Genomic DNA, 16,483 nt, shown 5'->3' on the forward strand with positions numbered 1-16,483 from the left:
TAATTAACGTACTTTCCTTGAATCATAACGCATTAAACTGTTGGAGACTTTACCAATGAATGCTAGTTGGCCGGTACTAAGCACCTTGATTTTCTTTCCTCTTGCGGCGTCAGTGCTGATAATGTTCCTGCGCAGGGAAACAACTGTGCGCTGGGTGGCTCTGGCCGCAGGCCTGATTGAAATAATTCTGGCTTTGCCTTTGTTGAGCTTCAACATTGGATATGCAGGCTTCCAGTTTGTTGAGAAGTATACCTGGATACCACAGTGGAACATCAGCTATTATGTAGGTGTTGATGGAATCAGTTTTCTTCTGGTGCTAATGACCGTGGCCCTGTTGCCCTTCTATGTACTCTGCTCCTGGTCATACATCAAGACCAGGGTCAAGGAATTTCATATCTGCCTGATGATCATAACCTCTGCCTGTATTGGAGTTTTTACGGCCCTTGACTTTGTTCTTTTCTTCATCTGCTGGGAAGTACAGCTTGCGCCCATGTTCCTGCTCATTGCAGTCTGGGGAGGCAAGGAACGAATATACGCCGCAATTAAATTTCTGGTTTACACTCTCACGGGGAGCACCCTGCTGCTGGCAGCCATTATTGCATTCTATATCCACAGCGGTACATTCTCCATACCTGACCTCATAGTACATGAGTTTTCATTCCAGTTCCAGGCATGGACCTTTCTGGCCATGGCTCTGGCCTTTGCCGTAAAGGTCCCTATGTTTCCATTTCATACCTGGCTTCCTGCAGCCCATGTTCAAGCCCCCACCGCCGGATCCGTGGTCCTGGCATCGGTACTCTTGAAACTCGGTACTTACGCCTTCATTCGCTTTTGCCTGTCCATCACTCCTGATGCCAGCGTATATTTTGCTCCACTGATGATCGGGATTTCACTGGTATCAATAATTTACGGCGGGCTGGTGGCCCTGGGACAGTCGGATATAAAAAAGCTCATCGCCTATTCCTCTGTAGCGCATATGGGTTTTGTAACCCTGGGAATATTCATTTTCAGCATCCGGGGCATGGAAGGTGCCATACTGCAGATGATCAATCACGGAATTGTCACAGGCGGTCTGTTCATGATGGTGGGAATAATCTATGAGCGCAGCCACAGCACTGCAATCAGGGATAATATGGGCGTGGCCAAGTTCCTGCCTGTATATATATTCTTTATGGGCTTCTTTTCCTTCGCGTCACTGGCGTTTCCAGGCACCAACAGTTTTGTGGGCGAAGCTCTCGTTCTCATAGGTGCATTTGAGTACAGCCTGGTCATCGGACTTGTGGCAATACCTGGAGCTCTCCTGGCCGCAGCCTATATGCTGAGACTGCTGCTGTACATGAGTTATGGGGAGCCGGTCGCCCCAAAGGTCAGAGAATGGCATGACCTGAATTTGCGGGAATGGATATACCTGGCTCCTCTGGCGGTCCTGGTGCCCTATATAGGCCTTGCTCCTACTCTGGCCTTGAGCACCATGAGCCCTTCCATAGAAAAAATCCTTGGCTATATCGACTCTGGCAAAGTTAAAGTCAATATTATGGAAGTTGATGAACAGGCTGCGGAGCAAAGGCTTGCAGAATTTCTCCAGGAAAAGAATCTGACTCTTGAGGATGAAGCATACCCTGAAGAACCGTGTATTGGCAGCGGCTACCATCCTGCCGGCGGCAGTGTAGACAGATAAAACGACTCTCACGGGGTATAATAGCTTTAAAGCCGAAAACCCAGGGTTTAAAATAGAAGCAGAAGTATAAAAAAGGAGACAGGCCTTGCTTAACTTCAATCCACAACTCATAATTCCTGAACTGTACATGGTGGCTCTGCTGGCAATTCTGTTTGTCCAGAGCATAAGCCAGAGACTAAAGGACAAGATTACCTGGGTACCATTTGCAGCCATCCTCGGAGCTGTACTCGCCGGTTTTTCCACTACAGATCCGGAGTTTATGTTTTATCAGTCCTACAGGATCGACGGCCTGTCCCAGTTCTTTAAGACCATCATCTTTCTGGGTCTGGCCGTCTGCGCAGCCAATGCCATCAGAGTCGGGTCACTGGGAAAGGCCAACAAGGCGGACTATTTCTTTTTCATGTTCATGAGCGCCTTTGGGCTGCTTCTTCTTTCCAGCACTGTGGAGCTCTTCACTATTTATATTTCCCTGGAACTGGCCTCTTTCAGCCTGTATATCATGCTTCCCTTTCGAAACAAGGACCCAAGATCGGTTGAAGCTGCAGTCAAGTATATACTCTTCGGTGCAGTGGCAACAGCTGTGGGGCTATTCGGAATTTCATACATCCTGGCGGGACAGCACACCACCTATGTAAACGAACTGCTGGCCATGGACTGGTCTTTTTCCCAGCAGCCCATGGCCCTTATAGGCCTTATGCTTTTCCTGCTGGCCTTCATGTACAAGCTGGCTCTGTTTCCGCTTCACTTCTGGGCCCCGGACGTCATGCAGGGCGCCAGCAACGAGACAGCTACCTTTGCCGCCACGCTGCCCAAGCTGGGTGCAATAGTGATCATGGTCCGGCTCATGGGCTTTGATCCCGGCATTGAACTCAAAGTCCTTCTGGGTGTTTTCGCTGCCCTGTCCATGACTGTTGGAAACCTGTCCGCACTGAACCAGAAGGATGTGAAAAGGATGCTTGGGTACTCCAGCGTTTCCCATGCAGGTTTCGTTGTGGTGGGCGTGGTGGCCGGAGGAACATACGGCCTGGCTGCTGCGTCATACTATGCACTGGTATATATGGTTATGAATCTGACTATATTCTGGGTGATCACCCGTATCTCCCAGGAAGGCAGGAACGTCTATCTAAATGATCTGCGGGGGCTGTATTCGAGCTCGCCCCTGCTCGCCCTGGTCCTGGCAGTGTCTGCATTCGCCCTGGTAGGACTGCCGCCCACAGCCGGATTTATAGGGAAACTTTTTGTGTTTGGAGCAGCCTGGGGTGAAGGTTTCTACTGGCTGGTAATCATTGGTGTGCTCAACTCCGCCCTTGCCATATTCTATTACCTGAACCTGGTACGACATGCTTATACCCTGGACGAGGTGGTGCCCTCCAGAATCAAGCTCAGTCCGGCCGGGGCGATTATAGCAGTGATACTGGCTCTGGGAGTGCTTTATCTCGGTGTTATGCCTCAGAATATATTCGACTTCCTGGTCCAGGCCAGTCAGGGAATTTTGTCCTGATAGCCACAGACTGACAGAAATGTAAGAAGCCCTGTATTGTTTGAATGCAGGGCTTTTTTGTTTGCCTGGTCATGGCAACTGTTCACTCTTTATGATATCTGATCCTGCCCTCCAGTGCAGGCATCAGGATTCTTTGTTGCAGGGCCGGGTAGCGGCAGGGCACTTTGTGCTTGATTTCGCCATGAGCAGGGCCTATGTTTTCAGAATAGCGACGCAGGCTCTGGTTAACTGCCGCAGAAGGCAAAGTTTCAAAGCAACTGCTGCAGTAATGATATTATTATAAAACAAGGGAAATTCTAAATGCTTCCTCAGGAAATTGAACAAAAGAGCATGGAGATCATAGCCTCAGAAGCTGGAGGACATTCCTTTTCTGCAGGTCAGTGGGCCGTGGTGTCCAGGATGATTCATACCAGCGCTGATTTTGAGTATATGCAAAGTATCCGCTTTCACCCCCTGGCTGTGGAGTCAGGAGTGGAAGCCATCAAGTCCGGCAGGACCATTGTCACTGACACCAACATGGTCCTGGCCGGGCTGCGCAAAAAGGACCTGGCCGGGATGGGGTGCAGGGCCGTTTGCTACATGGATGATCCGGATGCTGCCCGCCTGGCCCGGGAAAAAGGAACGACCAGGGCCGAGGCTGCAGTGGACATGGCCCTGGATGACATGCAGGGGGGGATTTACGTGGTGGGCAACGCCCCCACTGCGCTTTTGCGCCTGATTTTGCTGATCCGTGAAGGCAAGGCAAGGCCGGGACTGGTGGTGGGGCTGCCTGTGGGTTTTGTCAATGCAGCCGAGTCCAAGGCTGAGCTTGCAGGGCTGGATATTCCCTTTATTACCAACCTGGGCCGCAAGGGTGGCTCCAACGTGGCTGCGGCCGTGGTCAACAGCCTGGTCATTATGGCCGGCTCAAAATAGTTTCGAGTTTAAGAAGTGGTCTGGATTTTTTTGCCTCCTTCATGCAGGACTTGCCGGCCTATGAGTATCAGCGGTTCACCATCTGCCGGAAAACCATGAGTAGAAAGAAAGCGCGCCGTCTGCGAAGCGGATTCACCACGGGCACGGCTGCTGCAGCTTCGACTATGGCTGCGGCAGGTCTTCTGCTGCAGGGTACATGTCCAGGGCAGGTCCGGGTGCGGCTTATTACCGGGGATGATCTGGAAATCCCGGTACATGCCTGCGGGATAGACTGCAAAGACTTTGCCTGGTGCTCGGTGATAAAGGATGCAGGGGATGACCCCGACGTGACCAACAAAGCCGAGATTGGGGCCAGGGTAAGCAGGCTGGAAAACACCGATGAAATATCCATCTGCGCCGGTGAGGGAGTCGGGCACATCACCAAGCCCGGCCTGGAGCTTGCGCCGGGGGAGCCGGCCATCAATCCTGGCCCCAGGCACATGATCCGGGAGAACCTGGAGAAAGTGCTTCAAGAGACGGGTGTTCAACATGGCCTGCAGGTGGAGGTGTTTGTACCCCGGGGTGAAGAAATTGCCAGAAGGACCCTTAATCACAGGCTGGGCATAACAGGCGGCATTTCCATCCTGGGCACCACCGGTGTGGTCCGGCCCATGTCTCATGCAGCCTACATAGCCACCATTGATTCAGCTCTTTCGGTGGCCCGGGCCTGCGGTCTGGACAGGGTGGTGTGCACCACGGGCCGAAGGTCGGAGCGCTTTGCCCAGGAAATTTTTCCGGAACTGGCAGAGGAAGGCTTTGTCCAGATCGGGGATTATTTTGCAGAAAGCATGAAGCGGGCCGCACGTAAAGGACACAAAGAAGCCATCCTGGTGGTATTTTTCGGCAAGGCGGTGAAGATGGCCCAGGGCGCGCCCCATACCCATGCGGCCAGATCGCGCCTGGCCCTGGAAGATCTTGGCCGGATGGTGCTGGAGATATGCAGTGCTGCAGAATTGTCCCAAAGGGTGGCCGGTGCCAATACAGCGAGAGAGGCTTTTTTTATGCTCCAGGATGAATGCCCGGAAATTTTTGAAAGGGTTGTGCAGTTAATGGCAGAGCAGGCCCGGGCCTTTGCCGGCGGGGGGATAAATGTGCGGGCGGTGCTTCTGGATTTTGAAGGCCGGGTGACAGCAGACAGCAGCGGCGCACTGAAGCAGATAAGTACCCGGGAGATGACATGACCCTTTTTGTTGCCGCACTGCTTGGAGTCATACAGGGCATATTCATGTTTTTGCCGGTTAGTTCCACGGCCCACCTGGTACTTGCCCAGCACTGGCTCATCCGCCACGACCATCCGCTGCCCCCGCCGGACTCACCAGAGATGATTCTCTTTGACCTGGTGGTGCATGTGGGCACCCTGGTTTCCATTGTTGTGGTTTTCTGGTCCAGCCTGAAGGTATTCTGCGTCAGATGCGTGCAGCAGTCATTTGCCTGGGCCAAAAAAGGGGGCCGGGAGAATTCCATTCTTTATCCCCGCCTTTTTCTTCTGGGCATGTTTTCCGTTCTGTGCACCGGAGTGCTGGGTCTTTCCTTCAAGGCCGCCTTTGAGCATATATTCGCAACCCCGTATATGGTCGGGGTGACCCTGATTCTCACCGGGGCTCTGCTGTGGTGGACTGACCGTCTGAAGCCCAGGCGAAGGGGCCTTAAAAAGATCAACGCTGGAGTGGCCGGGGTCATCGGCCTGGCCCAGGGTATGGCCCTGATGCCCGGTCTTTCCCGCAGCGCCATGACCATTGTCTTTGCCCTCTTCACCGGGCTCAAGAGGCGCTGGGCAGCAGAGTACAGCTTTTTCCTGGCCATTCCCACCATATGTGCGGCAACTCTTCTGCAGGGGGTGGAAGTGTTCAGACTGGGCGGGCTGGGAGAAGTGAGCCCGGCTGCTCTGATTATGGGGTTTGTGGTGGCCGCTCTGGTGGGGATAGTTTCCCTGAAGCTGGTGGTCTATTTCCTGTACAAGGCCAGGCTCAAGGTGTTTTCTTTTTATGTCTGGCTTCTGGCTGCAGCCATCCTCTCCGGTCTGCTGGATCTGTCCATTTAGGGTTTTGCAAATATGGAAGAAGCCATAGCCGCCTTTGGCCAGAACTACTGGCTAATCTTCATATCCAGCCTGTTTCTGGCCCCGGAAGCCGTGCTCTTTGTTACCGCGGCCATGGCGGATCAGCCCCTGCTGACAGTATTTTTGATCATAGTGCTGGTGAGTATCGGGGGAAGCATCGGTTCTGTATGCATATATTTTCTGTCCATGCTCCTGGGCCGGGAGAGACTTTTTTATCTGGCTGGGAGAGCGCAGCGGTATTACCTGGTTAAAGTTGACGATCTGGAACAGGTATTTGATTTTTTTGAAAGAAAGGGGCACTGGGTGGTTTTTTTCGGTCGCATGGCCCCCACCATCAGGAGCCTGGTGTCAGTCCCGCCTGGAATCATTCGCATGCCTTTCAGGCGTTTTCTGATCTACACTTTCATGGGTACGTTTGTCTGGAATGTATTTGTAGGGTATGCCTTTTATTTCTTCTGGATGCATGCTGAGGCTATAAACAAACTGCTCGGACTATACGCGGCCATATGCTTAGGTGCGGTCATCCTCTTCGTATTCTGGCTGGTAGGCAGAAATATAGTCAAAAGGATGATGAACAGCTAAGGCATAGAGCCTTGATGGCAGATCAGTACATGTATGGATGCCGGGAATCTAGCAAAAAATGCAAAAACCTTATGTTGACCTGAAGTACCTTAAACGGTACATGAGGTAGGTATGCCAAGACAAAAGGTTCTTGTTGCCAGGTTCTATGCCACAACTTCCGGCTCAATGCCGGTAAGAGAGTGGTTGCTGTCCCTGAACAGGCAGGACAAGATAGAGATCGGGTCAGACATAGCCAACCTGGAATTTAACTGGCCAGCAGGCCCTTCACAGTGCAAATCCCTGGAAGACGGCATATTTGAAGTGCGCAGCCGCATGACCGGCGGCAGAACCGCCAGAGTTCTTTTCTTTATCAAAGAGGAACAGATGGTGCTTTTGCACGGATTTATCAAAAAAACCCGCAAGACTCCCAGACAGGAACTTGACCTGGCTAAAAAACGAAAAAAAGAGATGGAGGAAATATAAATGACTGCCTCAAAACATATGGGCCAACCATTCGATCAATTCCTGCAGGAAGAAGGCATCTACGAAGAAGTTCAGCTCATGGCTCTGAAAAAGACAATTTCGCACCAGATCAGAGTACTCATGGACAAAGAAAACATTAAAAAAGCGGAGCTGGCCCGGAAAATGGGTACCAGCAGATCCAGCCTGGAACGCTTGCTAAGCGATGAATCCTCCAACATTACCCTGCATACCATCAACAAGGCTGCGCTTGTCCTGGGAAAAAGACTGGACATCTCCCTGGTAGACCTGCATCCTGAAGAAGCACAGCATTAGAGCCTTCAGTTCTGTATCGTACTGCTCGTTTTAATCATCCAGCTATAGAAAGACAGCTCTTCATCACCGATATCCAGGAGAGGCAAACCAACCGGGGCATTTTTGAGAAAAAAGCCCCCTGGATGCCGGGATTGCCGTCTGTTTTCCATGGCCGCGGCCATATCCTTTTCCAGCCTGGTGAGTATCCTGGTCAAGGCCTTGTTTAGACCCTGGACCACGTGCTCTGCTCCCGAACCGGTCAGGGTGACCCGTTCTTTATATGTGCGGTGCATGAGCATGTGGTAATCCAGCCGGTCATCCTCAAGGAGCAGAAACTGCATGCGCAGAACGGATGCCGGCTCATCCCCTTCCTGGAAATCCCCGTAAAGCGAGGTCACTGATCCTTCCAGGATATAGTCCGCTTCCTTGTGGCTGCCCATGGATATGACTGCTTCGAACATGCCCGAGTCATCCAGCCACTGCCTGCTCACGTCTGTGAGCATGGGCCCCGGGGAAATGAAGTACTGGTTGTAGAAGTCGGACTGGCTCCGGCCGCGCTCTGTTCTGTAGACAATCTCCTTGCCCCTAAAGCCCGGGGAGACATCGAAGCCGCGAACGCTGAGTATTCCTCTGGGCTCATCCCAGGTTTCGCCTGCCTGTCTTTTTGTTTCCAGGACAAAAAAGTTTCTTTCCGGCGGCTTCTTTTTGGGGGCGCAGGCCGCTATGGCCAGCAGAAGCAGGCACAGCAGGCAGAGCAGGAGTTTCTGGCTGTTGGTCATCATTTTATCTCGCTCTCCAGGGGTTTATCTCCAAAAAAGATATATGAGGGATATTTTCTGGCATCCTGGCTTAAATCCAGGAGGTTTTCGCTGATGATCTGCATGTTCTGCAGAAGTCTTCGCAGTTCCTCGTTCTGGGACCTGAGCATGGTGTAGCTTCTGCTGCTCAGGCGCTCCACGCTCTTGCTGCTCTCCTTGAGGCTGGCAGCGGTGACGTCTATGCTGTCCATGGTTTCGGGCAGAGTCTTTGAGGCCTGGTGCAGGTTGTCCAGGGTCCGGGCTATCTGATCCGCAGCCCCCCCTTCCTTGTCTATCTGCAACCGGTCCAGGCCTTTATCCACCTTCTGCAGGATTTGTCTGGAATCCTTGAGCACTGCATGCAGATCGGTCCGCTTTTCCTCCGGGTCCTCCAGTGGTCCGATGAGCCCGGATATTTTACGGTTGGTTTCCCTTAACTCCTCAATAAAGACCTCCGCCCTGGCGGATATGCCGGCCAGGTCAAAGGACTGCACGCTCTTGTCCAGGCTCTGGATAAGATGGTCCAGGTGGTTCAGAGTCTTTTGAATATCCATTTCTTCTATCTTGGCCATGGTGTTGCCCAGGGACTCAAAGGTCTCCTCCAGGCGGGCGAATGTGCCGGGAGCAGAGGGCACATAAGGATTCCTGGGTTCCCAGCTTACGGGCAGAGGGGGATGGCGCGCAGGGTCCACGTAGTCCATCTCCAGATAGGCTGCACCGGTTATGCCCATGGGCAACAGCCTGATCCTGAGCCCCTTCTGAATTTCCTGCTCCAGAAACCTCTCAAAGGCTTCCTGGTCCGGCACCCCGAATTCGTCCAGCTCCAGGCTGATTTTCAGGAGGACGTAGCGGTCTCCGGGATCCACGGACCCGGGATACTTGAGTCCGGCAAAGGTTATCTCGTCCACCCGGCCCACGGTAACTCCGCGCATTTTGACCTGGGAGCCTCTGTCAATGCCCTGGACGGATTCATCCAGGTAAGTCTCAACGGTTACTGTTTCTCTCCACAGGGCACCGGTTCCCAGCACGGTCAGGGCCCCCAGAAAAAGGGCCAGGCCTATGCTTACGAAGATGCCTATGGTGTAATAGTTGGGCTGGGTACTCATTGGGCGATTTTCTCCCGTTTAAGAAATGAGCGCACCCAGGGGTCCGTATGGGTGCGGCTCAGCTCCAGGGGGCTGCCCTGGGCTGCAAGGTTTTTATTGCGCTTATCCAGGATGATCATGCGGTCGGCGATCTTGAAGATGCTGTCCAGTTCGTGAGTGACGATGACAAAGGTAATTTTCAGGGTCCGGGCTATACTCAGGATAAGCTCATCCAGATCCAGCGAGGTCAGAGGGTCCAGTCCGGCTGATGGTTCGTCCAGGAAAAGTATGGACGGGTCCAGGGCCATGGCCCGGGCTATGGCTGCTCTTTTCTGCATTCCGCCGCTTATTTCCGAGGGCATGTGTTTTTCGTATCCTTCCAGGCCAACCTGGAAGAGCTTCAGGCGACAGACGAGATTCATGGCCTCCAGGGGCATGTCCGTGAATTCCTCCAGGGGCAGGCGCACGTTTTCCAGCAGGGTCATGGAGCCGAACAGTGCCCCGCTCTGGTAGCTGATGCCTATGCTGTTCATGATCTGCGTTTTTTCAGTGGGCGTGGCCCGGGTGAGGTTGCGGCCGTGGACAAAGATTTCCCCGTCCAGGGGAGAATAAAGTCCTATCAGGTGTTTTAGCAGGGTGCTCTTGCCGCTGCCTGAGCCACCCAGGATGACAAAAATTTCCCCGGTGTATACATCAAAGGAAACATTCTCCAGGAGGGTCTCTCCCGGAAAACCCATATACAGGTTGCGCACGCATACCGGGTGCTCAGTGGGTGATGGCACATTATAACTGTTCACCATAATATTTGTATATGCTCCAGTGGTCCGGGGATTCGGCAAACAGGACGTAAAAACTCGCTCCAAGGCAGCGTAAATCAAAACCTCTACAAGTTTTTATCAACTGGAAAATTTTCTATTACATACTTTGAATTAATTTCGTTGTTTAACGGTTTTGATTAACGCTGCCTACGTCGCTCAGACAGTTTACGCCCAGTTTGCCGAACCCCCGGACCCTGTCTTTTTGCCGATTATTTTATATCCCCAGCATGTAATAGACAACCGCAAAGATGCCGTCGGCCAGGATTATCAGGACTATGGCGCTGACCACGGCGCTGGTGGTGGAACGACCCACCGCACTGGCCCCGGAGCCGGTCTGCAGTCCCCGCACGCAGCCTATCCAGGCTACAAGGATACTGAAGACAAAAACTTTGACCATGCTGCCCAAAAAATCAGTCATGCCCACGGAAGTTTTCAGCTGGTGTATGTAAGTAGTCAGGGTGAAATCCATGGAAAGCATGACCAGGGCCCCGCCGATGAAGCTGAAGAGCAGGAAGAAAATACATAGAAGCGGAGTGACCAGCATGGCCGCCAGCATTCTGGGTACCACCAGGAAACGCACTGGGCTTAAACCCATGGTCTGCAGGGCATTTATCTCCTCGTTGGTCTTCATGGTCCCTATTTCAGCGGCAAAGGCCGATCCGGACCGCCCGGCCAGGATTATGCTTGTGACCAGGGGGCCCAGTTCCCGGACAATGGACAGGCCCAGAAGCTTGGCTACGAAGATCTCCGCCCCGAATGCCCTCAGGGTAATGGCGGTTTGAAAGGCGATGATCACTCCTATTAAAAATCCCATTAGAGCAATGATAAAAACCGCCCGGCCGCCCACTGCTTCCATGTGCGAGAGGACATCCTTCCAGCGCACGGTCCCCGGATGGGTCAGGCTGTAGGCAAAGGAAGACACGAATTCGCCCACAAAGGAGAAAAACTGCCTGGTATCCCGACCCAGGTTGACCGCTGCCCGGCCCAGTTCCTCCAGAGCCGATAATTTGCGCTGCATGGGCCTGGGACGGCAATCGAAACAGTCAATCTCTTCCTGGATCTCCCTGAGTTCGGGACGCAGCCCCCTGACCTCCACAGAAAGGTTTCTGTCCTGCATCTGGCGGGAGAAATGCAGAAGCAGGGCCTGTCCGGACATGTCCATGTAGTCCACTTTTTCTACGTCCAGGACAAGTCCGGCCCGGTTCTTTTTGAGCTTCGAGGCCAGTTCCTTCCACAGGGGGCCGATGCTGCCGGCTTCCATGCGTCCCCGGACCACTGCGTGCAGTATCCCCTCGGCGTCTGCCTTCAGGGTGTAGTCCAGGGACCGGTTGTCGACTGATGCAGTCTGGTGCATTGAATACTGGTGGTCTTGAGTTGTCTTTTGTGATGTCCGGCTTAATCCCTGGTGAGCTTTCTGTATCTTATACGGCGGGGGATGTCGGATTCTTTGCCCAGCCTTTTTCTGCGGTCGGCTTCGTACTCGGTGAAGTTGCCGTCGAAGAAAACCACCCGGCTGTCACCCTCAAAGGCCATGATATGGGTGGCTATGCGGTCCAGGAACCAGCGGTCGTGGCTTATGACCAGCACGCACCCGGCAAAGTTCAGAAGTCCTTCCTCCAGGGCGCGCATGGTGTTCACGTCCAGATCATTGGTGGGTTCGTCCAGAAGAAGCACATTGGCCTCCTGCTTGAGCATCCGGGCCAGCTGCACCCGGTTTCTCTCACCTCCGGAGAGTAAACCTACTTTTTTCTGCTGATCAGAACCGGTGATGTTGAACCTTCCCAGGTAGGCCCTGGCGTTTATCTCCCGCCCGCCCATCTTGATAGTGTCGTGTCCGTCGCTTATGACCTCGAACACTGTCTTGTCCGGTACAAGGTCATCACGGTGCTGGTCCACGTGGGCCAGGCGCACTGACTGACCAAGCTCGATGCTTCCGCTGTCCGGATGTTCGGCTCCGGTGATCAGCCTGAACAGGGTTGTCTTGCCCGCTCCGTTGGGGCCGATAATGCCTACAATGCCCCCGGGGGGGATGAGAAAGTCCAGATTGTTTATAAGCAGGCGGTCATCATAGGCCTTGGTCAGCCCGTTGGCTTCGATGACCTTTTGTCCCAGGCGCGGGCCCGGAGGGATAAATATTTCCAGGTCCTTGTGCTGTTTCTGGTAGTCCTGGGAAAGCATCTGCTCGTAGGCCCCGATGCGGGCCTTGCTCTTGCTTTGTCTGCCCCGGGGGGACATTTTAATCCATTCCAGTTCCCTCTCCAGGGTTTTCTGGCGCTGGCTCTCGGCTTTTTCTTCCTTGCGCAGGCGTTCCTTTTTCTGGTCCAGCCAGGAGGAGTAGTTGCCCTTCCAGGGGATGCCCCGGCCCCGGTCCAGTTCCAGGATCCAGCCGGCCACGTTGTCCAGAAAATAACGGTCGTGGGTGACTGCGATGATGGTTCCCGGATACTGTTGCAGGTGATGCTCCAGCCAGGCTACTGTTTCCGCGTCCAGGTGGTTGGTGGGCTCGTCCAGAAGCAGGATGTCCGGGCGCTGGAGCAGCAGGCGGCACAGGGCCACCCGTCTTTTCTCCCCTCCGGAGACCTTGTCCAGGGTCATTTCAGGGGGCGGGCAGCGCAGGGCGTCCATGGCCATGTCCAGCCTGGATTCCAGGTCCCAGGCGTCCAGGGCATCCAGCTTTTCCTGGACCTGTCCCTGGCGCTCGATGAGGTCATTCATTTCGTCGTCGCTCATAGGTTCTGCGAACCTGGCGTTTATTTCCTCGAATTCCTTGAGCAGTCCCACTGCCTCTGCAGCTCCTTCCTCTACGATTTCACGCACGGTCCTGGTCTCGTTGGCCAGGGGCTCCTGCTCCAGGTAACCGACAGTATATCCCGGGGACAGAATGGTTTCGCCTTCAAAGTCCTGGTCCACTCCGGCCAGGATACGCATGAGGGAGCTTTTGCCCGAGCCGTTCATGCCCAGGACACCTATCTTGGCCCCGTAGAAATAGGACAGTGAAATGTCCTTGAGCACTGGTTTGCGGTCAAAGTGTTTGCTTACCTTGACCATGGAATAGATTATTTTGTTGGGTTCATCGCTCATTTTTGTTTCCTCTGAATATGGATGTATTTTTGTATCTGTTCACCTTAATGATATGAGCTCCAGTGGTCCGGAAATTCGGCAAACAGGACGTAAAAACTCGCTCCAAGGAAGCGTAAATCAAAACCTATACACGGGTTTGATAACCAGGATATTTCCTATAACATGCTTTGAATCAGGTTCGGTGTTTTACGGTTTTGATTAACGCTTCCTACGTCGCTCAAACAGTTTACGCCCAGTTTGCCGAACCTCCGGACCCTGGCTTCTGGTCCGCAGGTGCTGAATAGTTACGTATTTTTTTGATAAATTGAAGCTGCTTGGGGGCTTGTTTATCTTATATCCCAGCAAATGAAAAGCATTAAGTAAATATTCAGCATGGATTGTTCCCGCTCTTACCCCGAAAAAAGCAGGGAGAACAGACAACTTGCCCCCTGGCCAGGAAGAAGAGCAGTTATGCTTCCCTCATTTCCAGCTGGTATTTTTCATGGTAACCCCTGGGGGTGATCATACGGCTGCCGTAGATAAAGGTCCTGGAATTGCCGATGAAGACCGTGGTCTGCATGCCCACATGGTTGCAGTCTAAGGAATCCAGGGTGCAAAGGCTTACGGACTCTTCTTGGCGGGTGGCGGAAGTGACCAGGCCCACCGGTGTTCCGGGGGAGCGGTGCTCCAGGATAAGTTTCCTGGCGGTTTCCAGCTGCCAGTTTCTTTTTTTGCTCCTGGGATTGTAGAAAACAATGACGAAATCCCCCCAGGCTGCAGCCTGGATACGTTTTTCAATGGCTTCCCAGGGAGTCAGAAGATCGCTTAAGCTGATGCAGGCGAAATCGGTCATCAGGGGCGAGCCCAGCAAAGCGCTGCCGGCCCCCAGGGCCGGGACTCCGGGAATGACTTCCAGCTTCAGGCTGTCTTTGCTGTCGCCTATGGGGATGCTGTTTTCCCGGCACATTTCAAATACCAGCCCGGCCAGGGCGTAAATACCCGGATCGCCGCTGCAGACCAGGGCGCATACCGAGCCTTGACGTGCAGCCTGCAGGGCCCTGCGCACCCGGTCCACCTCCTGGCGCATGCCGGTGGAAACGATTTTTTTGTCCTCCACCAGGGGACGCACCAGGTCTATGTATGTAGTATATCCGAACACGGCCTGAGCCTCCTGCAGGGCCTGCTGAGCCGCCGGGGTCATATGGGAGACATGGCCGGGGCCGATGCCTACTATGTACAGGACGCCACGGCCACGGTCACGTTGCCGGACTTGATCTTGGGCACCATCAGGGTCCCTTTGTCCGCTGCCATTATGGCTGCTGCTTCGCATACGCTTTTTACTCCCATGTGTCTTTGCACCATCAGGGAAGGATTGGGTACGTCCGGGACCAGGTCCAGGATGTGCCTGGTGATGCCGATCAAGGGCCTTTGCAGGTGCTTTGACAGCTGCAGTAACCCTGGTTCGCCGGTCTTTTCCCGGATGGTGGCCAGAAGGTTTATGCTTTGAATACTCAAGCGGTTTTTATCAAATGCCGTGTGCAGGACTTCCAGGATTTCCTCAAAGGATGTGGCGCTGTTGCAGCCGATTCCCACATAAAGGTTTCTGGGTCGAAGGACCAGGATGTGCTCCGGGACCGGGATCATCTGGTGATGCACCATTATCCCCGGATGCCGGGTAAAGAGGGGCTCTGCAAGAGTGTTTGTCCAGGCTCCAGCTTCCTTGTCCAGCCAGCCTCCGGGGTCAAAGCGGTCAACTTGTTTTTTGGCCAGAAAGGCCATGCTCACCTGCTTTACAGCCTGGGGGTTTTCCATGAAGAGATTCCGGTGCCGGGCGGTCTGGTCAATGGCCGGCACCCGGGCATTGTCCGTGGCTGTGGTGATTACCGGGGTCGCCCCCAGTACCCGGGACAGCTGATGGGCCAGAGTGTTGGCTCCGCCCATGTGGCCGGATAAAAGGCTTATGACAAAATTTCCTGAGTCGTCAGCCACCAGTACGGCCGGGTCTGAAAGTTTGGAAGTTACATGGGGGGCGATGATCCTGACGGCAATGCCTGCAGCCATGACAAATACATGGGAGCGGTAACGGCCGAATTTTTCTTCTACCGCCTGCTGCAGGCTCTGAAAAAGTGCAGCCTCTGGTGGAGGGTCTTTTACTTTGTCGCCCAGGTATATATGCGCACCGGGGAACTGCCTGGCGATTTTGCGGCATATATTTGCGCCCTGGCTGGTAACCGCCCAGATGGCCATAAAATTTCGGGGCTGCATGTTAATCTTCTTGCCGGCCTTTACGAAATCCGTGGGTGAACTGCGGGTCATAAAGCCTGGAGGCGGGACGCTGCGGGCTGTCTTCCAGTGCCGCCCCGATGATGATAAGTGCCTGGCCTTTTATGCCGTGTTCCTGCATCTGCCAGGCCAGGTCAGATACGGTGGTGCGGATTATCTTCTCGTCCGGATGCGAGGCCCGGTGGACTATGGCTGCCCGGGCCCGGGGGCCGTAGGCTTCCTGCAGGATGGGCTGTACCTGCTCAGCCAGGCCGGAGGAGAGATATATGGCCATGGCCGCCTTGTGAGATGCCAGGGATTGCAGGTGCTCGGAATCCGGTACCGGGGTGCGGCCCTGGGCCCGGGTCAGGATCAGGGTCTGGCAGATTTCGGGCAGGGTATACTCTATCTGCAGGGAGGCTGCCGCGGCAAAGGCCGCAGTGACGCCCGGGATGATCTCAAAGGGTACCCGGGCTTTTTCTAAGGCGCTTATCTGTTCGAAAATGGCCCCGTACAGGCTGGGGTCTCCGGAATGCAGGCGTACTACCTGAAGACCATTAAAGTGAGCCTGGGTCATTGAGTCAACAATGTCCTCTAAGTGCATGTCTGCGCTGCTGATCCTGCGGGCGTCATGGCCAGCCCAGTGCAGGACTGCGTCAGGCACAAGGGAGCCTGCGTAAATGATCAGGTCGGCCTGCTGCAGGGCCCTGGAGCCCTTGACGGTGATGAGTTCCGGGTCGCCGGGTCCGGCGCCTACGAATTTTATCGGATAATTTGTCATGTACGTATTATGTGTTCCAGTTTAAAAAAATGTTGCTTTTTGTAAAACCACCCCCGGCCCCTCCTTGGCCAAGGAGGGGAGCTGTACCGTGCCCTGGTTGAAAATGAGGGCAGGAGGCAGTTTTTATGTCTTGATTAAACTTTTGTCTTGGAG

16 protein-coding genes are annotated in these 16,483 nt (G+C 54.0%); 8 read left to right on the plus strand and 8 right to left on the minus strand.

Annotated elements, in window-relative coordinates; genetic code table 11:
* Positions 1 to 55 precede the first annotated feature (55 nt).
* From D5S03_RS01840 to D5S03_RS01875, 8 genes are all read left to right on the plus strand, one after another.
* Positions 56 to 1,678 (plus strand): complex I subunit 4 family protein, encoded by a 1,623-nt coding sequence (locus D5S03_RS01840; RefSeq protein WP_287042518.1) that lies wholly within the window; start codon positions 56 to 58, stop codon positions 1,676 to 1,678.
* Positions 1,679 to 1,805: 127 nt separating this feature from the next.
* The gene (locus tag D5S03_RS01845) at positions 1,806 to 3,179 is read left to right on the plus strand and encodes an NADH-quinone oxidoreductase subunit N (RefSeq protein WP_287042543.1); all 1,374 of its coding nucleotides are present in this window, start codon (positions 1,806 to 1,808) and stop codon (positions 3,177 to 3,179) included.
* Between the two features lie 300 nt (positions 3,180 to 3,479).
* Positions 3,480 to 4,094, plus strand: a complete 615-nt coding sequence (locus D5S03_RS01850; protein ID WP_008871235.1) for a precorrin-8X methylmutase — start codon at positions 3,480 to 3,482, stop codon at positions 4,092 to 4,094.
* A gap of 95 nt (positions 4,095 to 4,189) precedes the next feature.
* Positions 4,190 to 5,314, plus strand: a complete 1,125-nt coding sequence (cbiD, locus tag D5S03_RS01855) for a cobalt-precorrin-5B (C(1))-methyltransferase CbiD (protein ID WP_287042519.1) — start codon at positions 4,190 to 4,192, stop codon at positions 5,312 to 5,314.
* Positions 5,311 to 6,174, plus strand: coding sequence for an undecaprenyl-diphosphate phosphatase (locus D5S03_RS01860; RefSeq protein ID WP_008871233.1), 864 nt, complete (start codon positions 5,311 to 5,313; stop codon positions 6,172 to 6,174). The genes cbiD and D5S03_RS01860 overlap by 4 nt, the downstream gene beginning before the upstream one ends.
* A 12-nt stretch (positions 6,175 to 6,186) precedes the next feature.
* On the plus strand, positions 6,187 to 6,774 hold the full coding sequence (locus D5S03_RS01865; RefSeq protein WP_008871232.1) for a DedA family protein: 588 nt from the start codon (positions 6,187 to 6,189) through the stop codon (positions 6,772 to 6,774).
* A gap of 111 nt (positions 6,775 to 6,885) precedes the next feature.
* A complete protein-coding gene (locus D5S03_RS01870; RefSeq protein ID WP_287042520.1) occupies positions 6,886 to 7,236 on the plus strand; it encodes a type II toxin-antitoxin system RelE/ParE family toxin in 351 nt (116 codons plus the stop codon).
* On the plus strand, positions 7,237 to 7,548 hold the full coding sequence (locus D5S03_RS01875) for a helix-turn-helix domain-containing protein (protein ID WP_008871230.1): 312 nt from the start codon (positions 7,237 to 7,239) through the stop codon (positions 7,546 to 7,548). It abuts the gene before it with no gap.
* 5 nt (positions 7,549 to 7,553) lie between these two features.
* On the opposite strand, the gene D5S03_RS01880 is transcribed toward D5S03_RS01875, so the two are convergent.
* The 8 genes from D5S03_RS01880 to cobM all read right to left on the minus strand — a co-directional run bounded on the left by D5S03_RS01880 (position 7,554) and on the right by cobM (position 16,330).
* The gene (locus D5S03_RS01880; protein WP_008871229.1) at positions 7,554 to 8,309 is read right to left on the minus strand and encodes an ABC-type transport auxiliary lipoprotein family protein; all 756 of its coding nucleotides are present in this window, start codon (positions 8,307 to 8,309) and stop codon (positions 7,554 to 7,556) included.
* A complete protein-coding gene (locus tag D5S03_RS01885) occupies positions 8,306 to 9,430 on the minus strand; it encodes an MlaD family protein (RefSeq protein ID WP_008871228.1) in 1,125 nt (374 codons plus the stop codon). Before D5S03_RS01885 ends, D5S03_RS01880 begins: the two co-directional genes overlap by 4 nt.
* Positions 9,427 to 10,209, minus strand: a complete 783-nt coding sequence (locus D5S03_RS01890; protein WP_008871227.1) for an ABC transporter ATP-binding protein — start codon at positions 10,207 to 10,209, stop codon at positions 9,427 to 9,429. The genes D5S03_RS01885 and D5S03_RS01890 overlap by 4 nt, the downstream gene beginning before the upstream one ends.
* A 232-nt stretch (positions 10,210 to 10,441) precedes the next feature.
* The gene (locus D5S03_RS01895) at positions 10,442 to 11,581 is read right to left on the minus strand and encodes an MlaE family lipid ABC transporter permease subunit (protein WP_008871226.1); all 1,140 of its coding nucleotides are present in this window, start codon (positions 11,579 to 11,581) and stop codon (positions 10,442 to 10,444) included.
* 41 nt (positions 11,582 to 11,622) lie between these two features.
* Positions 11,623 to 13,308 (minus strand): energy-dependent translational throttle protein EttA, encoded by a 1,686-nt coding sequence (ettA, locus tag D5S03_RS01900; protein WP_008871225.1) that lies wholly within the window; start codon positions 13,306 to 13,308, stop codon positions 11,623 to 11,625.
* Between the two features lie 448 nt (positions 13,309 to 13,756).
* On the minus strand, positions 13,757 to 14,617 hold the full coding sequence (cobJ, locus tag D5S03_RS01905; RefSeq protein WP_083804021.1) for a precorrin-3B C(17)-methyltransferase: 861 nt from the start codon (positions 14,615 to 14,617) through the stop codon (positions 13,757 to 13,759).
* Entirely contained in the window at positions 14,518 to 15,552 is a 1,035-nt protein-coding gene (locus D5S03_RS01910) for a cobalt-precorrin 5A hydrolase (protein WP_287042521.1), read from the minus strand. Before D5S03_RS01910 ends, cobJ begins: the two co-directional genes overlap by 100 nt.
* A 1-nt stretch (position 15,553) precedes the next feature.
* Positions 15,554 to 16,330 carry a precorrin-4 C(11)-methyltransferase gene (gene cobM / locus D5S03_RS01915; protein WP_008871222.1) on the minus strand — a complete coding sequence of 259 codons (777 nt, stop codon included), beginning with the start codon at positions 16,328 to 16,330 and terminating at the stop codon, positions 15,554 to 15,556.
* Between the last annotated feature and the right edge of the window lie 153 nt (positions 16,331 to 16,483).

The sequence above is a fragment of the Desulfonatronospira sp. MSAO_Bac3 genome, from assembly GCF_003838035.1.
Lineage (GTDB): Bacteria > Desulfobacterota > Desulfovibrionia > Desulfovibrionales > Desulfonatronovibrionaceae > Desulfonatronospira > Desulfonatronospira thiodismutans.